The following is an 18,249-nucleotide window of genomic DNA, read 5'->3' as shown; positions in this document are numbered from 1 at the left end:
ACGCGTGATCGACCCCCTGCTGCTTCGCGAGAACCCCGACCTGATCAAGCATTCGCAGGAGCTCCGAGGGGAGTCTCCGGCCCTCGTCGACGACGCCGTGGCCGCGGATTCCGCCCGCAGGCACGCCATCACGGCGTTCGAGTCGCTGCGTGCCGAGCAGAACGCGTTCGGCAAGCAGGTCGCCCGGGCTCCGAAGGAGGAGAAGGCGGCCCTCGTCGCGCAGGCCCAGGAGCTCGCTGCGCGCGTGAAGCAGGCCAGCGCCGACGCCGCGATCGCCGAGGAGGCGTTCACCGCGGCGGTCCAGCGCATCGGCAACATCGTGCTCGAGGGCGTCCCGGCCGGCGGCGAAGACGACTTCGTCCTGCTCCGCGAGGTCGGCGAGATCCCCACGTTCGACTTCGAGCCCCGCGACCACCTCGAGATCGGGGAGCTCCTCGACGCGATCGACATGGCCCGCGGCGCGAAGGTGTCGGGTGCCCGGTTCCACTACCTCAAGGGCATCGGCGCGCGCCTCGAACTCGCGATCATGAACATGGGACTCGACCGGGCCCTCGCCGCCGGCTTCACGCCGCTCATCACGCCCACCCTGGTGCGGCCCGAGATCATGCAGGGCACCGGGTTCCTCGGCGCCCACGCCGACGAGATCTACCACCTGCCGGCCGACGACCTCTACCTCACCGGCACGAGCGAGGTCGCCCTCGCCGGGTACCACGCCGACGAGATCATCGACGTGTCGAACGGCCCCATCCGCTACGCCGGGTGGTCCACCTGCTACCGCCGTGAGGCGGGCTCGGGCGGCAAGGACACCCGCGGCATCATCCGCGTCCACCAGTTCAACAAGCTCGAGATGTTCAGCTACATCGACCCGGCCGACGCCGAGGCCGAGCACGAGCGGCTGCTCGCCTGGCAGGAGGGCATGCTCCGCGACCTCGGGCTCTCGTACCGCGTGATCGACACCGCGGCCGGCGACCTCGGGTCGAGCGCGGCGCGCAAGTACGACGTCGAGGCCTGGGTGCCCACGCAGGGCGCCTACCGCGAGCTGACCTCGACGTCGAACTGCACGACCTACCAGGCGCGCCGGCTCGACATCCGCCACCGCACCGAGTCCGGCCGGACGGCTCCGGTCGCGACCCTCAACGGCACGCTCGCCACGACCCGCTGGATCGTCGCGATCCTCGAGACGCATCAGCGGGCCGACGGCTCCGTGCTGGTGCCCGAGGCGCTCCGCGGGTACCTCGGCGGCCTCGAGGTCCTCGAACCCGTCACGCGATGAGCGAGCGGATGCCGCCTGCCGACGTCACCGACGACCCGTGGTTCGTCGCGCTCGACGTCGACGGCACGATCATGCACGAGGACGAGTCCATCGACCCCGTCGTGGTCTCCGCCGTGGCATCCGCCCGTGACCGCGGACACGAGGTGACCATCGCGACCGGTCGTTCGTGGGCCGGCACCGCGAGCGTGCTCGACGCGCTCGACCTGCGGCCCGAGTACGTCGTGTGCGCCAACGGCGCGGTGACGATGAAGCGCGACCACGGGGCACCCGACGGCCAGGCGGCGACGAGCTACGTGCGCGATCACATCGAGACGTTCGACCCGTCGGGGGCGCTCGAGCGCATCCGCACCTTCCTGCCCGACGGACGCTTCATGGTCGAGCTCCCCGACGGCGAGCGGATCTACACGGCCGGCATGGACACGTGGAACCTCGACTCGGCGCGGCAGGTCGAGTTCGAGGAGCTCTTCGTGCCGAGCGCGACGCGCGTCGTGGTCGTCTCGCCCGAGCACGGCACCGACGAGTTCATGGACATCGTGGCGGGCATGGGCCTGCACCAGGTCAGCTACGCGATCGGCTGGACCGCCTGGCTCGACATCGCGCCCGACGGCGTCAGCAAGGCGACGGCGCTCGAGCGGGTCCGCGGGTGGCAGGGGCACGAACTCGACCGGGTCATCGCCGTCGGCGACGGCCGCAACGACATCGAGATGTTCGCGTGGGCCGGGGCGGCGGGCCGCGCCGTGGCGATGGGCCAGGCGCCCGACGAGGTCAAGGACGCCGCGACCGAGGTCACGGCGTCGATCGACGAGGCCGGCCTCGCCGCGACGCTCGACTCGCTGCCCTGATTCGGCGGCTTCCGGCGCAACCCCGGCTTCCGGAGTTACACTCGGCTTTCGGGGGAGGGGCGCGTGGACGACGACGGCGAACGACCCGACTCGGGCGATCAGGGCGAGTCGATGGAGAGCCCTGCGCCCGCCGGGGCGGATGAGCCGTCCGAGGCGGCCACCGGGGCGGATGAGCCGACCGAGGCGCCTGCCGAGGCGGATGAGCCGTCCGAGGCGGTGGAGCCCGACCTGCCCCCTTCCGCCGCTCCCAAGCCCGTACCGCCGAGGCACGGGCGGATGCCGCGGCACGGCGGCTGGATCTCGGGTGCCAAGCTCGCGGCGGCGGTCGTCGCGGTCATCGCCGTGAGCGGCGTCGCCGTCGCGGCCTTCGCAGCGGCCGACCTCGTCACCACGGTGGCCTCGAAGCCGACCCTCACGCTGGCCAACGAGTCCGTGCTCGACGGCGTCCCCGACATCGGCGCGATGGAGGGCGGCCTGAACTTCCTGCTCGTCGGCAGCGACAAGCGCCCGCCCGACGGCGCCTTCGGCGACCCGGAGGAGGATTCGGCGGTCCTGAACGACGTGACGATGCTCGTGCACATCTCGCAGGACCACTCGCACGTCGAGGTCGTCAGCTTCCCCAGGGACATGCTCGTCGCGGTACCCGAGTGCCCCGACCCGGCCGACCCCGCGGGCGAGCCGCTCTCGTCGCTCTCGTCGGTGAAGATCAACACGGTCCTCTCGTACGGCGGCTTCGGGTGCGTCGCCTCCACGGTCGAGCAGCTGACCGGCGTCACGGTGCCGGTCGGCGGCATCGTCGAGTTCTACGGCGTCGCAGCGCTCGCCGAGGCCGTCGGAGGGGTCGAGGTCTGCGTCGCCGAGGCCATCGCCGACGAGCGCACCGACATCTACCTGGAGCCGGGCATGCACACGCTCACCGGCATGGCGGCCCTGCAGTTCCTCCGCACGAGGCACGGCGTCGGCGACGGCAGCGACCTCGGCCGCATCTCCAACCAGCAGGTCTTCCTCTCGGCGCTCATGCGCACCGTGCAGTCGTCGGGCACGCTGAACGACCCCGTCAAGCTCTACGGCATCGCGAAGGCCGCGCTGTCGAACATGAACCTCTCGAGTCGGCTGCAGAACCCGACGGCGCTCATCTCCATCGCCCGCGCGGTGCAGGACATCGACCTGTCCAAGATCGCGTTCGTGCAGTATCCGACCGTGTACACCGAGGACTCGACCGCGGTCGAGCCCTCGGAATCCGCGGCCGCCCTGAACGCGGCGCTCCAGGCCGACCTGCCCTTCGCGATCGATCCGAACGCCACCACGCAGTCGGAGTTCGGGACGGCCCCCGATCCCACGATCGCGCCCGTGGAGCCCGTCGAACCGGGCGACGAGTCGGAGCCGACGGTGCCGGAGGATCCGGCCGCAACGGATGCCGCGGCCGATCCGGCGACCCCGGCGGAGCCCGCGGCGCCGCTGCCCCCCGACGTCACGGGCCAGACCGCCGCGGAGGTGCGCTGCTCGAGCGCGAACGAGGGGTGACGGCGCCGCGCATCGCGGGGACGGGCGGGGCATGGGCCGGTCGCCGTTGCCGCCTCAGGGCGTTCACAGGCATCGCTGCCAGTCTTGACGGGACGCGAGTCGGCTAGAATCGTGGCCTGTCCGCCCCGGAGCACGTTCCATCGCCCCGAGCGGGCGAGGAGGGCTGTCCGAGCGGCCGATGGAGCTGGTCTTGAAAACCAGTGGGCAGAAATGTCTCGTGGGTTCGAATCCCACGCCCTCCGCTCGTGTCGATGACCGCCCTGCCGACCCGAATCCAGCGCCTGCCGCGACGACCATCCGAGAGAGGTGACCGTGACCGACGAACGCCAGTTCAGTTCCCGAACCGCCGCGAAGAACCCCGCCATCGCGCGTCACGGGCGGCTCAAGCGACACAGCGTGTGGCGCTCGATCGCGAAGATCACGGCCTCCGTCGTCGCCGTCGCGCTCGTCTCCGGCTCGGCCGTGGCGGCCTACGCCGCCTGGGACCTGGCGAACACCGCGAAGCCCACCGTCTCGCTGGGCAACGCGAGCGTGCTCGAGGGCGTGCCCGACATCGGTGCGATGCCAGGTGGCGTGAACCTGCTGGTGATCGGCAGCGACAGCCGCGAGGGCCAGGGCGACGCGTTCGGCGATCCGAACGAGGAGACCGCCGTCCTCAACGACGTCACGATGCTCCTGCACATCTCCGAGGACCACTCGCACGTCGAGGTCATCAGCTTCCCGCGCGACATGTTCGTCGACGTTCCCGCGTGCACCGACCCCGAGGACCCCGCCGGCGATCCGCTCTACGAGCAGTACGGCGTGAAGATCAACTCCGTGCTCGAGTACGGCGGCATGGCCTGCGTCGTGAAGACCGTCGAGCAGCTCACGGGCGTGACGATCCCCTTCGCCGGGGTCGTGCAGTTCCTCGGCGTCGCCGGCCTCTCCGAGGCCGTGGGCGGCGTGAACGTCTGCATCGCCGAGCCGATCGAGGACGAGCACACCGACCTCTACCTGCCGGCCGGCACGGCCGAGCTGTCGGGCATGCAGGCCCTGCAGTTCCTCCGCACGCGCCACGGCGTCGGCGACGGCTCCGACCTGGGTCGCATCTCGAACCAGCAGGTCTTCCTCTCGGCCCTCACCCGCAAGCTGCAGGAGGGCGGGACGCTCTCCGACCCGGCCGCCCTGTTCGGCATCGCGAAGGCGGCGCTGGCCAACATGCAGCTGTCCGACACGCTCGTGAACCCGACGACGATGGTCTCGATCGCGGTCGCGATGAAGGACGTCGACCTCTCGAAGATCGCGTTCATCCAGTACCCGACCTCGGCCGTCGAGGGCGGTGTCGAGCCCGCGTACTCGGCCGACGTCGTGAACCAGGCGCTGCAGCAGGACATCCCCGTGGTGTTCGATCCGACCGCCACCGAGGCGTCGTTCGCGTCTGCGACCGACCCGTCGGCGATCCCGGCGGATCCGAATGCCGAGGCGGCAGCCCCGGTCGAGGAGGCTCCGGTCGAGGAGGCGCCCGCCGAGGAGGCCCCTGCCGAGGAGGCGCCTGCCGAGGAGGCGCCGCCCGCCGAGGCGCCGGCTCCCACCGCTGAGGCGCTCCCGAGCGACGTGACCGGCCAGACCGCGGCCGACACCCGCTGCTCCGCCGGCCGCACCCTCGAGGACCAGTAGCGCGCGTTCCCACCGGTCGGATGCCGCCTCCGAACGGTGCCGGACCCGCTCCATCTCGGCGTGCTCGGCTCGCGCTCCGGCCGAATCGTGTTTCGCGGCATCCGCGGGTTATGATGGCAGTCGCATGCGCGCAAGCGCCGCTGCGAGGAGACGTCGCATAGTCCGGCCGAGTGCACCACCCTGCTAAGGTGGAGTCCCCGTAAGGGGACCAGGGGTTCAAATCCCCTCGTCTCCGCTCTGTTCCCCAGCCGTCGAGAAATCCGGCTGATGCTTCGGGCCGCCTCCCATCGTGGCTAGACTCTTCGAGTCACAAATCGATATTGGGGGATCTGCCACCATGCAGAAGATCATGAAGACCACGGCCCTGCTCTTCGCCGGCGCACTGCTGTTCACCGGCTGCGCCTCGAGCAACGGCTCCGACACCGCATCCGGTGACGACAACTGCGAGGTCGTCCGGGTCGCCGTTCGCGACATCTCGAACGGCGCGCAGAACGCCATCGCCACGTCGGTCGACCAGCCGACGCTCACGGAGAAGCTCGAGGGCTACTCGCAGCGACTCGACGAGGTCGCGGACGAGAACGCCGACGACGAGGACCTCGTGACGGCCATCGACGGCCTGCAGGAGAAGATCACGGCGGCCGAGGAGTACGCGGCCACCCTGCCGACCGCGGCCCCCGGGGAGGGCGAGGAGTCGACCATCGACCCCGACGCCCAGGCCACCGCCTCCGGCGACATCCAGGCCGCCGCGGTCACGGTCACCGAGGTGTGCGAAGCCGAATAGGCCCGCCCTCCGCACCACGCGAGCGCGCGGCATCCGACCCCGGATGCCGCGCGCTTCGTCGTCCCCCGCGCCGGACTGTTGCCGCGTCGCGCGGCGCGCGGCCCCGGGCGACGGGCGCGTCCGCCGGCTGCATCGATGCCGCGAATCCCGAACGACGTGGGGCATCCGTTACACTGGAAGACCTGTCTGGCCCCCGGCCAGAGTGGTCACGCCGCGATTCGCGCGTGGTCCGAGGCTTGAAACCTCCGGCACTCTCACAAGACACCGGAGGTTTTTCCATGTCCTCACGCGCCCGCATCCCCAACCGTTGGCTGGGGCTCATCGTGCTCTCGCTGACCCAGCTCATGGTCGTGCTCGACGGCACCATCGTCAACATCGCCCTCCCGGAGGCGCAGGCCGAGCTCGGCCTCTCCGACGGCCTGCGCCAGTGGGTCGTGACGGCGTATTCCCTCGCCTTCGGCGCGCTGCTCCTGCTCGGCGGCCGCGTCGCCGACTACTGGGGCCGCAAGCGCACCCTGCTCGTGGGCATGGTCGGCTTCGGCGCGGCATCGCTCTATGGCGGGCTCGCGCAGTCGGGCGCCGAGCTCATCGTCGCGAGGGGGCTGCAGGGTGCGTTCGCGGCACTGCTCGCCCCCGCCGCGCTCGCGCTGCTCACGGTGACCTTCGCCTCGGGACGCGACCGAAACGTCGCGTTCGCCGTCTTCGGCACCATCGCGGGCGCGGGCGCCGCGGTCGGGCTCGTGCTCGGCGGCCTGCTCACCGAGTTCGCCGACTGGCGCTGGTGCCTGCTCGTGAACCTCGTGTTCGTCGTGATCGGGTTCATCGGCGGGCTGTTCTTCCTGGCCGAGAGCCGGGCCGAGGGCGAGAACCGCTACGACCTCGTCGGCGCCGTCACCGTCACGCTCGGCCTCGGCTCGCTCGTCTACGGCTTCAGCCTCGCCGAGGGCGGGTGGGGTCGGCTGTCGACCATCGGATTCCTCGCCGCCGGCGTCGTGCTCCTCGCCCTGTTCGTCTGGATCGAGACGAGGGTCGCGCAGCCGCTGCTGCCCATCCGCGTGGTCGCCGACCGCATCCGCGGCGGCGCCTTCCTCATCCAGGCGGTGGCCGGCAGCGTCATGATCGGCGCGACGCTGTACCTCACCTTCCACCTCCAGATCGTGCTCGGGATGTCGCCGCTCAGCGCCGGCCTCGCGAGCCTGCCGCTGCCGATCGCGATCATGATCGCCGCGCCGGTCGTCACCCGCCTGCTCGCGCGCTTCGGACCCAGGTACCTCATGATCGTGGGACCGCTCGTGGTCGCGGCCGGGCTCGTCTGGCTGAGCACCATCACGGCCGACGGCGACTACGCGGTGCAGGTCCTGCCCGGACTCGTCGTCATGGGCTTCGGCATGGCCGCGGTCTTCGTCCCGCTGCAGAACCTGGCCCTCCTGGGCGTCGCCGCGCACGACGCGGGCGCGGCCTCCGCGACGGCGAACTCGGCGATGCAGATCGGCGGCTCGATCGGCGTCTCCGTCTTCACGGCCGTGTACGTCGCGGCCTTCAGCGCGAGCGAGGCCGCGGGCGAGCCGATGGCCGCGGCGTTCACCGACGGCTACGGCGCGACGTTCCTCGCGGCCGCGGTCGGGATGGTCGTGGCATCCGCCATCGCCATCGGCATGGTGCGCGGGGCGCGCCTGCGCGAGATGACCTATGGAGCGGATGCCGGTGCCGGAGACGGCGTCGACGGTGAGGGCGCCGAGGCGCCGAGGACCATCGCCGTGCACTGACCCTCGGGTCAACCGAACGATTGAATCCGGTCGCCTCGACGTCCTCGAGGCGACCGGATGCGGCAGAGTTGGCTGCATGCCGCCGCCCTCGGCGACCGAAGGGACATCCGCGTGAACGCCTCACCGCGCCGTCGCTGGTTCGGCCTCGTCTTCATCAGCATCGCCGTCTCGCTCATCATCGTCGACTCGACGATCGTGAACGTCGCGATCCCCGCGATCGTCGACGACCTCGGCATCACCTCCACCCAGGTGCAGTGGGTCCAGGAGTCGTACACGCTCGTCTTCGCCGCACTCCTGCTCGTGTTCGGCACCCTCGCCGACCGGTTCGGGCGGCGGAGGATGCTGATCATCGGCGTCGTGGTCTTCGCGCTCTCGTCGGTCGCCGCGGCGTTCGCGGCCACCGGCGACCTGCTGATCCTCGCCCGGCTCGTGCAGGGCGTCGGCGGGGCGATGATCCTGCCGACGACGCTCTCGCTCATCAACGCGACGTTCCGCGGGCGCGAGCGCGGCATCGCCTTCGCGGTGTGGGGCTCGACGATCGGCGGCATGGCCGCGCTCGGCCCGCTGCTCGGCGGCTGGCTGACCACCGAGTTCTCGTGGCGGTGGGCGTTCGGCATCAACATCCCGTTCGCGATCATCATCGTGATCGGCGTCCTGCTCACCGTCGACGAGTCGCGGGCCCCCGGCGAGCCGCGGCGCATCGACGTCGTCGGCGCCGTGCTCTCGGTGATCGCGTCGGGCGCGCTCGTGTTCGGCCTCATCGAGGGCCGGACCTACGGATGGTGGATCGCCGAGGACGGCGCGGCCTTCGGCGACTGGGCCTGGCCGTGGGAGATCTCGCCGATCCCGTTCGCCTTCGCCATCGCGGCGCTCGGCATCGCCGCGTTCATCCTCTGGGGGCTGCGGCGCTCCCGACTGGGCCGGTCGACGATGCTGCCCTTCGCGCTGTTCGCGATCCCGTCGTTCCGCAACGGCAACATCGCCGCGCTCATCGTCTCGCTCGGCGAGTTCGGCATCATCCTCTCGCTGCCGTTGTGGCTGCAGTTCGTGCTCGGCTTCGACGCCCTGCAGACCGGCTTCGTGCTCCTCTCGCTGGCCATCGGGTCCTTCGCCGCGAGCGGGTTCGCGGGCGCGACCTCCGGCCGCATCCCGGCGGTGGTGATCGTGCGCCTGGGCATCGCCCTCGAGATCGCCGGCGTCGTGTGGGTCGGCCTCGTCATCGGCCCGGATGCCACGTGGCAGTGGCTGCTCCCGGCGCTGTTCGCCTACGGGTTCGGCGTGGGCCTCGCCACGGCCCAGCTGACGGGCGTGGTGCTGCAGGACGTGCCGATCGCCGACAGCGGCGCGGGCTCCGGCACGCAGTCGACGTCGCGCCAGCTCGGTTCGGCGCTCGGCATCGCGATCCTCGGCACGGTCCTCTTCACGACGACCGCGAACGTGCTCGACGCGAAGCTCGACGAGCGGGGCCTGACCGCGGAACAGCGCGACCAGACGGTCTCGGCGGTCGTCGACAGCGCCGGCGCCGCGATCGCCGGGCTCGAGGCAGACCCGACGACCGCCGACCTCGGCGCCGACGCGGCGGAGGCGTTCAGCGACGGCACCCGCCTCGCGGCGTACACGGCCGCCGGGTTCCTCGCCCTCGGCCTGCTCGCCACGCTCTCGCTCGGCTCGGGGCGCCCGGACGAGACGGATGCCGCGCCGGTCGAACGCCCCGACGCGGCATCCGAACCGGCTGCCTGAGGGAGGCGGCTACTCGCCGTCCTCCGCCGGGGGCGCCGCGTCCGCGTCGTGCTCGTGGCGCTCGGCCTCGACCTCGTGCTCGCGGCGCTCGGCGTCGTAGCGCGCGGCCGCGGCGTCCTGCGCCTCGAAGTCGTCGCCGTAGCGGCGCTCGCGGTCGAACTCGAACGGTTCCTCGAGCGGGTCGACGAAATCGGTCATGGGGTGTGCTCCATTCTCATGATGCGGCCTTGCGGGCTTTCGGCTTCTCGGACTTCGTGGACTTCGCGGTCGCCGTCTTGGTGCCCGACTTCGTCGAGGACGACTTCGAGGTGGTCGATTTCGCGGTGGTCGACTTCGTGCCCTTCGCCTTCTTCGCGCCCGAGCCGCCCGAGCCGCCCGAGCCGGCCGAGTCGGACGACCCGGAGGATCCGGAGGACGACTTCTTCGGCGCGGCATCCGAGCCACCGCGCTTGGTCTCGATCGACCGGCGCAGCGCCTCCATGAGGTCGATGACCTCTCCGCCCTCGTCCTCCTCCTGCTCGCCGAACGTCGCGGCGGTGTCGAGTGCGTCGCCCTGCTCGAGCTTCGCGGCGATGAGCGTGCGGAGTTCCTGCTGGTACTCGTCGACGTACTGGTCGGGCTCGAAGTCGGCGACGAGGCTCTCGACGAGCTGCTTGGAGAGCCCGAGCTCCTTCTCGGACACCTTGACCGGTTCGTCGAGGGCGGGGAACGCCGCCTTACGCACCTCGTCGCTCCAGAGCAGGGTCTGCACCATCAGCACCTTGCCGTGCACGCGAAGGGCGGCCAGTCGGGTCTTCTGCCGCAGGGCCATGCGCACGATCGCGGTGCGGTCGGTGGACTCGAGCGTCTCGCGCAGCAGCACGTACGCCTTCGACGACGCGGAGTCGGGTTCGAGGTAGTAGCTGCGGTCGAACATGATCGGGTCGATCTGGTCGGTCGGCACGAACTCGACGACCTCGATCTCGCGGCTGCGCTCGGCGGGCAGCGCCTTCAGGTCCTCGTCGGTGATGACGACCGTGCGCTCACCGTCGTCGTAGGCCTTGTCGATGTTCTTGTACTCGACGACCTGGCCGTCGATCTCGCAGATGCGCTGATATCGGATGCGCCCGCCATCGGCGTCGTGCACCTGGTGCAGGGACACGTCGTGGTCCTCGGTGGCGCTGTACAACTTGACGGGCACATTGACCAGGCCGAATGTGACCGCGCCCTTCCAGACGGCTCGCATCCCTCAAGTGAACACCCCTTCCCGCACGGGCGGAACCCCCGATGGCAGGATGGAGGACATGGCCGAGGGTGCACGGCAGTTGGTGGAGGTCGATGGCCGGAGGCTCCGGCTGACGAACCTCGACAAGGTCATGTATCCCGCGACCGGCATGACCAAGGGCGAGGTCATCGCCTACTACGCCGAGGTCGCGCCGGTCATGGTGCCGCTCGTCGCCGGCCGGCCGGTCACCCGCCTGCGCTGGGTGCACGGCGTCGGCACGGCGGATGCCCCCGAGAAGCCCTTCTTCGAGAAGACCCTCGACGAGCACGCCCCCGACTGGCTGCGCCGCGGCGTCATCACCCACTCCGACGGCGACAAGCCGTACCCGATCGCGAACGACCGGCCCTCGCTCGTGTGGGTCGCCCAGCAGGCGTCGCTCGAGGTGCACGTGCCGCAGTGGCGGTTCGCCCCCGACGGGCAGCCGGCGAACCCCGACCGCATCGTGTTCGACCTCGATCCGGGCCCGGGCATGGGCCTCGTCGAATGCGCGGAGGTCGCCCGCCTGGTGCGCGACGTCATCGAGGGCATGGGCCTCGAGCCCTACCCGGTGACGAGCGGCAGCAAGGGCATCCACCTGTACGCACCGCTCGACGGGCGGCAGACCTCGGCCCAGATCTCGGATGTCGCGCGCGAGCTCGCCCGTGCGCTCGAGGCCGATCATCCCGAGCTCGTCGTGTCGAGCATGAGCAAGGCGGTGCGGGCGAACCGGGTGCTCATCGACTGGAGCCAGAACAACGGCAAGAAGACGACGATCGCGCCGTACTCGCTGCGGGGCCGCGTTCGGCCCACCGTGGCCGCGCCGCGCACGTGGGAGGAGCTCGAGGACCCGGGCCTGCGTCACCTCGAGGCGTCCGAGGTGCTCGAGCGCGTGGCATCCGGCCTCGACCCGATCGCGGAGCTCGCCGATTCGGGTGCCGCCGCCGCCGGGCCGTTGGCGACCTACCTGTCGATGCGCACGCACGGGGCGACGCCCGAGCCCATGCCGGGGTCGAGCTGGGGCGAGGCCGGCACGGGGGCGCCGCGATTCGTGATCCAGGAGCACCACGCCCGCCGCCTGCACTACGACTTCCGGCTCGAGCGCGACGGCGTGCTGAAGAGCTGGGCCGTGCCGAAGGGCGTCCCGGACGATCCCGGCGTGAACCACCTCGCGGTGCAGACCGAGGACCACCCAATGGAGTACGGGGGTTTCGAGGGCACCATCCCCGTCGGCGAGTACGGGGCCGGCACGGTGACCATCTGGGACTCGGGCACCTTCGCGATCGAGAAGTGGCGTGACGACGAGGTCATCGTCGACGTGCAGGGCCGTCCGGGCGGCCCGCTCGGCGCCGTCCGGCTCGCGCTCATCCGCACCGACGGCGAGGGCGAGAAGAGCACCTGGCTGCTGCACCGCATGAAGGACCAGCGACCACCCGCGGAGGTCGCGGAGGCGGTCGCGGCGGAGGCGGAGGCCTCCGGCGCCGTGACGGGCGGCGGGCACCCGGTCGCGGCATCCGGCGACCCGGCTGCCGCTCGACCCTCGGATGCGGCATCCGCCGACGTCGAGCCGATCCTCGTGCGTCCGATGCTGGCCTCGCCGGGCGCGCTCGGCCTCGTCGCGCGGGGCGACTGGGCCCTCGAGTACAAGTGGGACGGCATCCGCGTGCTCGCGAGGGCCGAGGGCGACGGCCTCCGGATCATCAGCCGCAACGGCAACGACGTGACCGCGCGCTACCCCGAGCTCGCCGGCCTGCCGCGCGCCCTCCGCGGCGACGCGCTCGTCGACGGCGAGATCGTCGCGCTCGACGACGAGGGCCGTCCGAGCTTCGAGCTCCTCCAGTCCCGCATGAACCTCACCCGCACGCGCGAGGCGCAGCGGCTCGCGGCATCCGCCCCCGTGCGCCTGCTGCTCTTCGACGTGCTCGAGATCGCGGGCGACGACGTGACGGACGCCCCGTATCGCGAGCGTCGCCGGCGCCTCGAACGCCTCGTGCGCCGGGCGCACGACGTGCCGGTCGAGGTGCCCGCGCTCGCCGAGGGCACCGCCGAAGCGGCGCTCGAGGAGGCCCGACGCCTCGGGCTCGAGGGCGTCGTCGCGAAGCGCGCGGGCTCGACCTACCGGCCCGGTTCGCGCTCCGAGGCGTGGCTGAAGCTCAAGCTGACGCGTACGCAGGAGGTCGTCATCGGGGGGTATCGCAAGGGGAGCGGCTCGCGGACCGGGCGCATCCGATCGCTGCTGGTCGGCATCCCGGGCGAGCAGGGCCTCGAGTACGCGGGGCGGGTCGGGAGCGGCCTGCGCGAACTCGAGACCGAGCGTCTCCTGACACGCCTGGATGCCGCGCGGCGAGACTCATCGCCCTTCGTCGACGTGCCCAGAGCGGACGTCGCGGACGCCGTGTGGGTGGAGCCTCGCATCGTGGGCGAGATCGAGCTGGGGGAGTGGACGAGCACCGGAGTGGCACGCCACCCCCGCTGGCGGGGGCTGCGGCCCGACAAGTCGCCCGAGGACGTCGTTCGAGAGGCCTGAGCACGAGCCTCGCGCACCGGCTGGGCGCGCTGGAGCTCTGGGCGCGTCGCAATGTCAGGCGCTTCGCCCGGAGTCCGATCCGTCGAGCTCCGATTCCTCCACCTCGGACCCGGGCGGCTCGAGCAGCTCGAGCAGGGCCCGCTCGCGCGCACCGCGCAGCGAGAGCGTGCGGCCCTCCTCGAACGCGGCGAACACGCGCGGGTCGATGTAGCTGCCCTTCGCGATGGTCGGCGTGTTGCCGAGCACGGTGCTGGCCTGCTCGACGGCCTCGCGCAGGGCGTCCCGGCGGGACCTGGCCGTGCCGGCCGGGCCGAGTTCGGCGAGCCGTTCGGCCGCCGTCACCGTGCCACGCAGGGTGCGGAAGTCCTTCGCGGTGAAGTCGCCGCCGGTGCGCTCGCGGACGTGCTCGTTCACGTCGGACGGCCCGAGCGACCGGGCGCGACGCCCGTCGAGCCACGCGAACAGTCGGGCGGTGGAGGCGCGCTGGGCCGAGCGGTCGACGAACGACGCGAGGCCCGTGTCCGGGATCCTCAGGTCCTGCCTGATGCCGCCCTTCGCCCGGAAGCGCAGGCGGACGGCATCGCCCTCGAGGGCCGCGTTGCGCACGAGCAGGGTCGTGAGGCCGCGGCTGCGGTACCCCGCGAGCGACTCCTCCGAGCCCACGCGGATCGCACCCGCGTCGAGCGTGCGGAACGCCGCCGCGAGCACGCGTTCACGCGGCAGCTCCGGCAGCTTCAGGTCCCGCTCGACCTCGCGCCGGGCTGCGGGCAGGACCCGCGCGAGCTCGAGCATGCGCTCGAACTTGAGGGCGTCACGCGCCTCGCGCCAGGCCGGGTGGTAGAGGTACTGCCGTCGGCCTGCCGCGTCCACGCCGACGGCGAGGATGTGCGCGTTGGGCCGGTCCGCGATCCAGACGTCGTTCCACGCCGGGGGGATGGCGAGGTCGGAGATCCTCGCCCGTTCGGCGGTGCCCGCCGAACCTCCGTCGCTGTGCACGTACGCGAACCCGCGACCACGCCGCACCCGCGTGTAGCCGGGTGCGGCGTAGGGCTCGACGTGCCTGAGTCGTGGCATCCGGCTCAGTGGTTGCGCAGCTCGGAGATGAGCTCGGACTTGCGCTTGCCGCTGTACCCGCTGAGGCCGAGTTCCTTCGCCCGCTTCTTCAGGTCCTCGACGGTCCAGTCCTCGTAGTCGCCGCTCTTGCCGCCCTTGCGTCCGACGGCGGTGCGGCCCCGGGCGGCCGCCGCGTTGGAGATGCGCGCGGCCTTCTCCTTCGAGGCGCCGTCCTCGCGGAGCTCCTCGTAGAGCTCGGGATCCTTCAATGATGAGTTCTTGCGTCCGGGCATCGCCGGTCTCCCTTCTCTCGTGGTCCTGGCGGTGGATGCGGTCAGAGGCCCCGCCCGCCCGTCACGGGCAGCACCGCGCCCGAGACGTATGACGCGTCATCCGACGCGAGGTAGACGTACGCCCCCGCGAGCTCGGCCGGCTGTCCGGCGCGACCGAGCGGGGTGTCGTGCCCGAAGCCCGGGACGTGGTCCGGCCACCCGGTCGCCGGGATCAGTGGCGTCCAGATGGGACCGGGTGCCACGGCGTTCACGCGGATGCCGCGCGGCCCGAGTTCCTCGGCCAGCGCCTTCGTGAACGCCACGAGTGCCGCCTTCGTCATGGCGTAGTCGACGAGCGAGGACGACGGGTCGAACCCCTGGATCGACGAGGTGGTGATGATCGACGACCCGGCCTCCATGTGCGGCACTGCGGCTCGGGCGAGGAAGACCGGCGCGAAGAGGTTGACCCGCATCACGCGCTCGAAGTCGTCCGTCGGGATCTGCTCGATGCCTCCGCGGTCGCGCTGGTGCGCGGCGTTCAGGACCAGGAGGTCGACCCCTCCGAACCGGGCGTCGGTCTGGCGGATCAGGTCGATGCAGTGCTCCTCGCTGCTGAGGTCCCCGGGCAGCAGCAGCGCCTCGCCACCCGCGTCGGCCACCCAGACGGCGGTCTCCTCCGCGTCCTCCTGCTCGCTCGGCAGGTACGAGATGGCGACCTGCGCGCCCTCGCGGGCGAAGGCGATCGCGACCGCGCGACCGATGCCCGAGTCCCCACCGGTGATGAGGGCGCGCCGCCCCTCGAGGCGGCCGTTCCCGCGATAGCTCTGCTCGCCGTGATCGGGCTGGGGCGCCATGCCCGCCGTCATGCCCGGAGGATCCTGCTCCTGTCTCGGGAACGGGTCGGTGGTGTGCTTGGTCGTCGGGTCGATCAGTCGTTCGTTGAGCGTCATCGGGGTCTCCCTGTGATCGCTGCCCACGGTACGTCGATCGGTTCCGTCACGAACGGGGTTGACAAGGTCGGAGGCGAGGGTCGCCTCGACGGGTCACCCCGCCGACTACCAGCAGCACTCAGCCTGGGTCAACCCCCCACAGGGGATCCACTGCCACCTCTAACGTGGAGTCCACGGAGCGCATCCGCCCCGAGGTTCCGCCGATCGCAGATCAGCGGAGGCCGAACGTTCGCAGCATCTACCCGGGCTGCGGATCATGAGAAGGAGAGATCATGAACATCCTCGTCGCCATCATCGCCATCGTCGCCATCATCCTGCTGTTCACCGGCGGATTCGTGCAGTCGCTGAACTTCCTGCTCTGGGTCGGCCTCGTGCTCCTGGCGATCGCCGTCATCGTGTGGCTCGTCCGCTTCATCGGCGGAAAGCGCACGGTCTGACGATTCGAAGACTCACCGGCGCGGGCGTCCATTCGGGCGCCCGCGCCGTCGTGGTTCCAGGGGCCGGCGAGATCCGGCGCCAACGCCCGGAAAGGCGCTCCGAACAGGGCTCCTCACCATTTATGATGTCGGGGTGGGAACTCTCTACTACGGCGATTCAGGCACGCCGATCGGCATCGAAGACCGCGCCCTTGCGCACGTGAAGGTCGCGATCACCACCAAGCTGCGTCGTGGCGAGAGCTTCACGCTCTCCTGGCAGCACACCGAAGACCAGCCGCGGGGGCGCAGCACCCTCTGGCTGCACCCGTCCATCCCGATCCGGTTCGTGTTCGACGAGCCAGAGGCTCCCGAACTGAGTCGCGACTGGATCGAGGAGCTCATGCGCTCGGCCAACAGCACCGGCGGCATCCGCCTGGTTCCCGAGCACCTCGACACGAGCCCCATCTCGACCTACCCCGACCAGCCCGTGCAGGTCGGCGTGGACGTGCAGGAGATCGCCGAGGCGCCGGCCCTCGAAGCGGAGCCGGAGGCGGAGCCCGAAGCGACCGCGTCCGAGGCCGAACCCGAGGCCGCGACGGCCTGAGCCGCCGAACGCGCAGCCGCCGCAGCTGCAGCCGCCGCAGCCGCAGCCGCCGCAGCCGCCACAGCCGACCGGGCCGTTCGGCTCAGTCGGCGTCGATGGGGTCGTTCTCCTCCGGCTCCGGCACGTACTGCAGGCCGGAGGTGCTGTTCGCGGTGAGCAGCAGCTGCTCGATCCAGAGCCGATTGAGCTTCGGCGAGCGATTGCCGCTGAACACGAACTGCAGCGGGATCGATTCGTTGATCCAGAAGGTGGTGCGGCCGCTGCCGTTGACGAGCCCGTGCTCCCAGGTCATCGCGAAGCTCTCGCTGCGGCGGAGCTTGTTCAGGATCGCGACGCGGAGGTGCGCGAGGACACGGTCGTCGATGTCGATCTCGCGGGGGGACGAGTTGTAGATGAGCTTGCCCATGCGGAGACTCTAACCGGCCCGACTGGCATCTTCCCGTCGTCGAGTTCTTGCGTCGTGCCGCTAGCATGGCGCCATGTCGAGGAGACTCGCGGATGTCGCGCGCAAGGTCGGAGTCAGCGAAGCCACCGTCAGCCGGGTGCTGAACGGCAAGCCGGGCGTCTCCGCGTCGACCCGCGACGCCGTGCTCACGGCGCTGGACGTGCTGGGCTACGAGCGCCCGACCAAGCTCCGGGGCGAGCGCGCCAGGCTCGTCGGCCTCGTCATGCCCGAGCTGCAGAACCCGATCTTCCCGGCGCTCGCCGAGTCGATCGGCGGCGGGCTCGCGCAGAACGGGTACACGCCGGTGCTCTGCATCCAGACGGCCGGCGGCATCTCCGAGGCGGACTACGTCGAGCTGCTCCTGCACCAGCAGGTGTCCGGCGTCATCTTCGCGGGGGGCGCGTACGCGCAGGCCGACGTCAACCACGACCACTACGAGCGCCTGCGCGAGCTGAACCTGCCCACGGTGCTCGTGAACGCGCCGATCGACGACCTCGGCTTCGCGACGGTGTCGTGCGACGATGCGACCTCGATGGAGCAGGCGTTCGGGCACCTGCTGCAGCTCGGCCACGAGCGCATCGGCATCCTGCTGGGTCCCCGTGACCACGTCCCGTCGCAGCGCAAGCACGCCGCGGCGCTGCGCATGGCCGAGCGCCACGGCGTCGAGCTCGGCGAGGATCGCATCGTGCACTCCCTGTACTCGCTCGAGTCGGGGCAGACCGCGGCGACCAAGCTGCTCGCGGCCGGGGTCACCGGCATCGTGTGCGCGAGCGATCCGATGGCCCTCGGCGCCGTGCGCGCCGTGCGGCGGGCGGGCCTGCGCGTGCCCGAGGACGTCTCGGTGATCGGCTACGACGACTCGGCACTGATGAACTGCACCGAGCCGCCGCTCACGACCGTGCGCCAGCCGATCGAGGCCATGGGCAAGATGATCATCGAGCTGCTCATGCGGCAGATGTCGAGCGAGCGGAGCCTCGGCGACGAGGTGTTCTTCGCTCCCGAGCTCGTCGTGCGCGGCTCGACCGCCCCTGCGCCGCGGGCGCTCCCCGCCGCCTAGCTGTAGTTCCTCGGGATCCCCGGCACGCGGGGAGCTGATCGGGCGCCCCGACGCCACTGCCGCCGCTTGCGCGGAAATCGCAAGCCCGTGTCGCAATTGAGCG

The 18,249-nt window shown here is 71.2% G+C and carries 16 protein-coding genes, 2 tRNA genes and 1 pseudogene; 13 read left to right on the top strand and 6 right to left on the bottom strand.

The features are described from left to right. Positions 1-4 precede the first annotated feature (4 nt). From serS to GQQ95_RS06355, 9 genes are all read left to right on the top strand, one after another. Positions 5-1,273 carry a serine--tRNA ligase gene (serS, locus tag GQQ95_RS06395; protein ID WP_157426823.1) on the top strand — a complete coding sequence of 423 codons (1,269 nt, stop codon included), beginning with the start codon at positions 5-7 and terminating at the stop codon, positions 1,271-1,273. An 8-nt stretch (positions 1,274-1,281) separates the two neighbouring features. Further along, on the top strand, positions 1,282-2,115 hold the full coding sequence (locus GQQ95_RS06390; RefSeq protein ID WP_246205210.1) for an HAD family hydrolase: 834 nt from the start codon (positions 1,282-1,284) through the stop codon (positions 2,113-2,115). A 63-nt stretch (positions 2,116-2,178) separates the two neighbouring features. Continuing rightward, complete coding sequence (locus GQQ95_RS06385; protein WP_157426821.1) at positions 2,179-3,639, top strand: LCP family protein; 1,461 nt, start codon at positions 2,179-2,181, stop codon at positions 3,637-3,639. 157 nt (positions 3,640-3,796) lie between these two features. Next, positions 3,797-3,881: transfer RNA gene (locus tag GQQ95_RS06380), tRNA-Ser, on the top strand. Between the two features lie 70 nt (positions 3,882-3,951). Continuing rightward, complete coding sequence (locus tag GQQ95_RS06375) at positions 3,952-5,295, top strand: LCP family protein (protein WP_157426820.1); 1,344 nt, start codon at positions 3,952-3,954, stop codon at positions 5,293-5,295. 146 nt (positions 5,296-5,441) lie between these two features. After that, positions 5,442-5,530, top strand: a tRNA-Ser gene (locus GQQ95_RS06370). A gap of 102 nt (positions 5,531-5,632) precedes the next feature. Then, the gene (locus GQQ95_RS06365; protein ID WP_157426819.1) at positions 5,633-6,076 is read left to right on the top strand and encodes a hypothetical protein; all 444 of its coding nucleotides are present in this window, start codon (positions 5,633-5,635) and stop codon (positions 6,074-6,076) included. A gap of 278 nt (positions 6,077-6,354) precedes the next feature. Continuing rightward, positions 6,355-7,842, top strand: coding sequence for an MFS transporter (locus tag GQQ95_RS06360; protein WP_157426818.1), 1,488 nt, complete (start codon positions 6,355-6,357; stop codon positions 7,840-7,842). Between the two features lie 57 nt (positions 7,843-7,899). Further along, a complete protein-coding gene (locus tag GQQ95_RS06355; RefSeq protein ID WP_157426817.1) occupies positions 7,900-9,582 on the top strand; it encodes an MFS transporter in 1,683 nt (560 codons plus the stop codon). Between the two features lie 9 nt (positions 9,583-9,591). On the opposite strand, the gene GQQ95_RS06350 is transcribed toward GQQ95_RS06355, so the two are convergent. Then, complete coding sequence (locus tag GQQ95_RS06350) at positions 9,592-9,780, bottom strand: hypothetical protein (RefSeq protein ID WP_157426816.1); 189 nt, start codon at positions 9,778-9,780, stop codon at positions 9,592-9,594. Between the two features lie 16 nt (positions 9,781-9,796). Continuing rightward, positions 9,797-10,807, bottom strand: a complete 1,011-nt coding sequence (gene ku / locus GQQ95_RS06345; protein ID WP_157426815.1) for a non-homologous end joining protein Ku — start codon at positions 10,805-10,807, stop codon at positions 9,797-9,799. 58 nt (positions 10,808-10,865) lie between these two features. Between ku and GQQ95_RS06340 the strand changes: the two genes are divergently transcribed. Then, on the top strand, positions 10,866-13,349 hold the full coding sequence (locus GQQ95_RS06340; RefSeq protein WP_157426814.1) for an ATP-dependent DNA ligase: 2,484 nt from the start codon (positions 10,866-10,868) through the stop codon (positions 13,347-13,349). 54 nt (positions 13,350-13,403) lie between these two features. Here GQQ95_RS06340 and GQQ95_RS06335 read toward each other — a convergent pair whose 3' ends face one another. From GQQ95_RS06335 to GQQ95_RS06325, 3 genes are read right to left on the bottom strand one after another with little or no spacing between them, the layout of a single operon-like run. Further along, the gene (locus GQQ95_RS06335; RefSeq protein WP_157426813.1) at positions 13,404-14,423 is read right to left on the bottom strand and encodes a DNA topoisomerase IB; all 1,020 of its coding nucleotides are present in this window, start codon (positions 14,421-14,423) and stop codon (positions 13,404-13,406) included. A 5-nt stretch (positions 14,424-14,428) separates the two neighbouring features. Continuing rightward, entirely contained in the window at positions 14,429-14,695 is a 267-nt protein-coding gene (locus GQQ95_RS06330) for a DUF7218 family protein (RefSeq protein WP_157426812.1), read from the bottom strand. A 41-nt stretch (positions 14,696-14,736) separates the two neighbouring features. Further along, positions 14,737-15,624: an SDR family oxidoreductase gene (locus tag GQQ95_RS06325; protein ID WP_157426811.1), complete on the bottom strand. Its 888-nt coding sequence runs from the start codon at positions 15,622-15,624 to the stop codon at positions 14,737-14,739. A 272-nt stretch (positions 15,625-15,896) separates the two neighbouring features. Between GQQ95_RS06325 and GQQ95_RS19305 the strand changes: the two genes are divergently transcribed. Then, positions 15,897-16,061, top strand: a complete 165-nt coding sequence (locus GQQ95_RS19305) for a hypothetical protein (RefSeq protein WP_170296990.1) — start codon at positions 15,897-15,899, stop codon at positions 16,059-16,061. Between the two features lie 133 nt (positions 16,062-16,194). Continuing rightward, positions 16,195-16,494 (top strand): annotated as a pseudogene (locus GQQ95_RS06320) (DUF7882 family protein); the annotation flags it as partial. A gap of 232 nt (positions 16,495-16,726) precedes the next feature. Here the strand turns inward: GQQ95_RS06320 and GQQ95_RS06315 are convergent. Beyond that, positions 16,727-17,050 (bottom strand): DUF7882 family protein, encoded by a 324-nt coding sequence (locus GQQ95_RS06315; protein WP_157426810.1) that lies wholly within the window; start codon positions 17,048-17,050, stop codon positions 16,727-16,729. Positions 17,051-17,123: 73 nt separating this feature from the next. Between GQQ95_RS06315 and GQQ95_RS06310 the strand changes: the two genes are divergently transcribed. Continuing rightward, positions 17,124-18,146: a LacI family DNA-binding transcriptional regulator gene (locus GQQ95_RS06310; RefSeq protein WP_157426809.1), complete on the top strand. Its 1,023-nt coding sequence runs from the start codon at positions 17,124-17,126 to the stop codon at positions 18,144-18,146. The last annotated feature ends 103 nt before the right edge of the window (positions 18,147-18,249 follow it).

The organism is Agromyces salentinus, assembly GCF_009749395.1.
In the GTDB taxonomy this organism is placed as follows: Bacteria; Actinomycetota; Actinomycetes; order Actinomycetales; family Microbacteriaceae; genus Agromyces; species Agromyces salentinus.
The sequence above is the reverse complement of the archived record's forward strand: the minus strand, read 5'-3'. Positions and strand labels throughout refer to the sequence as shown.

Coding starts and splice junctions, on each gene's coding strand:
- GQQ95_RS06310 (WP_157426809.1), top strand. CDS start 17,124: ATGTCGAGGAGACTCGCGGATGTCGCGCGCAAGGTCGGAGTCAGCGAA.
- GQQ95_RS06340 (WP_157426814.1), top strand. CDS start 10,866: ATGGCCGAGGGTGCACGGCAGTTGGTGGAGGTCGATGGCCGGAGGCTC.
- GQQ95_RS06360 (WP_157426818.1), top strand. CDS start 6,355: ATGTCCTCACGCGCCCGCATCCCCAACCGTTGGCTGGGGCTCATCGTG.
- GQQ95_RS06330 (WP_157426812.1), bottom strand. CDS start 14,695: ATGCCCGGACGCAAGAACTCATCATTGAAGGATCCCGAGCTCTACGAG.
- GQQ95_RS06390 (WP_246205210.1), top strand. CDS start 1,282: ATGCCGCCTGCCGACGTCACCGACGACCCGTGGTTCGTCGCGCTCGAC.
- GQQ95_RS19305 (WP_170296990.1), top strand. CDS start 15,897: ATGAACATCCTCGTCGCCATCATCGCCATCGTCGCCATCATCCTGCTG.
- GQQ95_RS06355 (WP_157426817.1), top strand. CDS start 7,900: ATGCGGCAGAGTTGGCTGCATGCCGCCGCCCTCGGCGACCGAAGGGAC.
- ku (WP_157426815.1), bottom strand. CDS start 10,807: ATGCGAGCCGTCTGGAAGGGCGCGGTCACATTCGGCCTGGTCAATGTG.
- GQQ95_RS06335 (WP_157426813.1), bottom strand. CDS start 14,423: ATGCCACGACTCAGGCACGTCGAGCCCTACGCCGCACCCGGCTACACG.
- GQQ95_RS06325 (WP_157426811.1), bottom strand. CDS start 15,624: ATGACGCTCAACGAACGACTGATCGACCCGACGACCAAGCACACCACC.
- GQQ95_RS06350 (WP_157426816.1), bottom strand. CDS start 9,780: ATGACCGATTTCGTCGACCCGCTCGAGGAACCGTTCGAGTTCGACCGC.
- GQQ95_RS06365 (WP_157426819.1), top strand. CDS start 5,633: ATGCAGAAGATCATGAAGACCACGGCCCTGCTCTTCGCCGGCGCACTG.
- GQQ95_RS06315 (WP_157426810.1), bottom strand. CDS start 17,050: ATGGGCAAGCTCATCTACAACTCGTCCCCCCGCGAGATCGACATCGAC.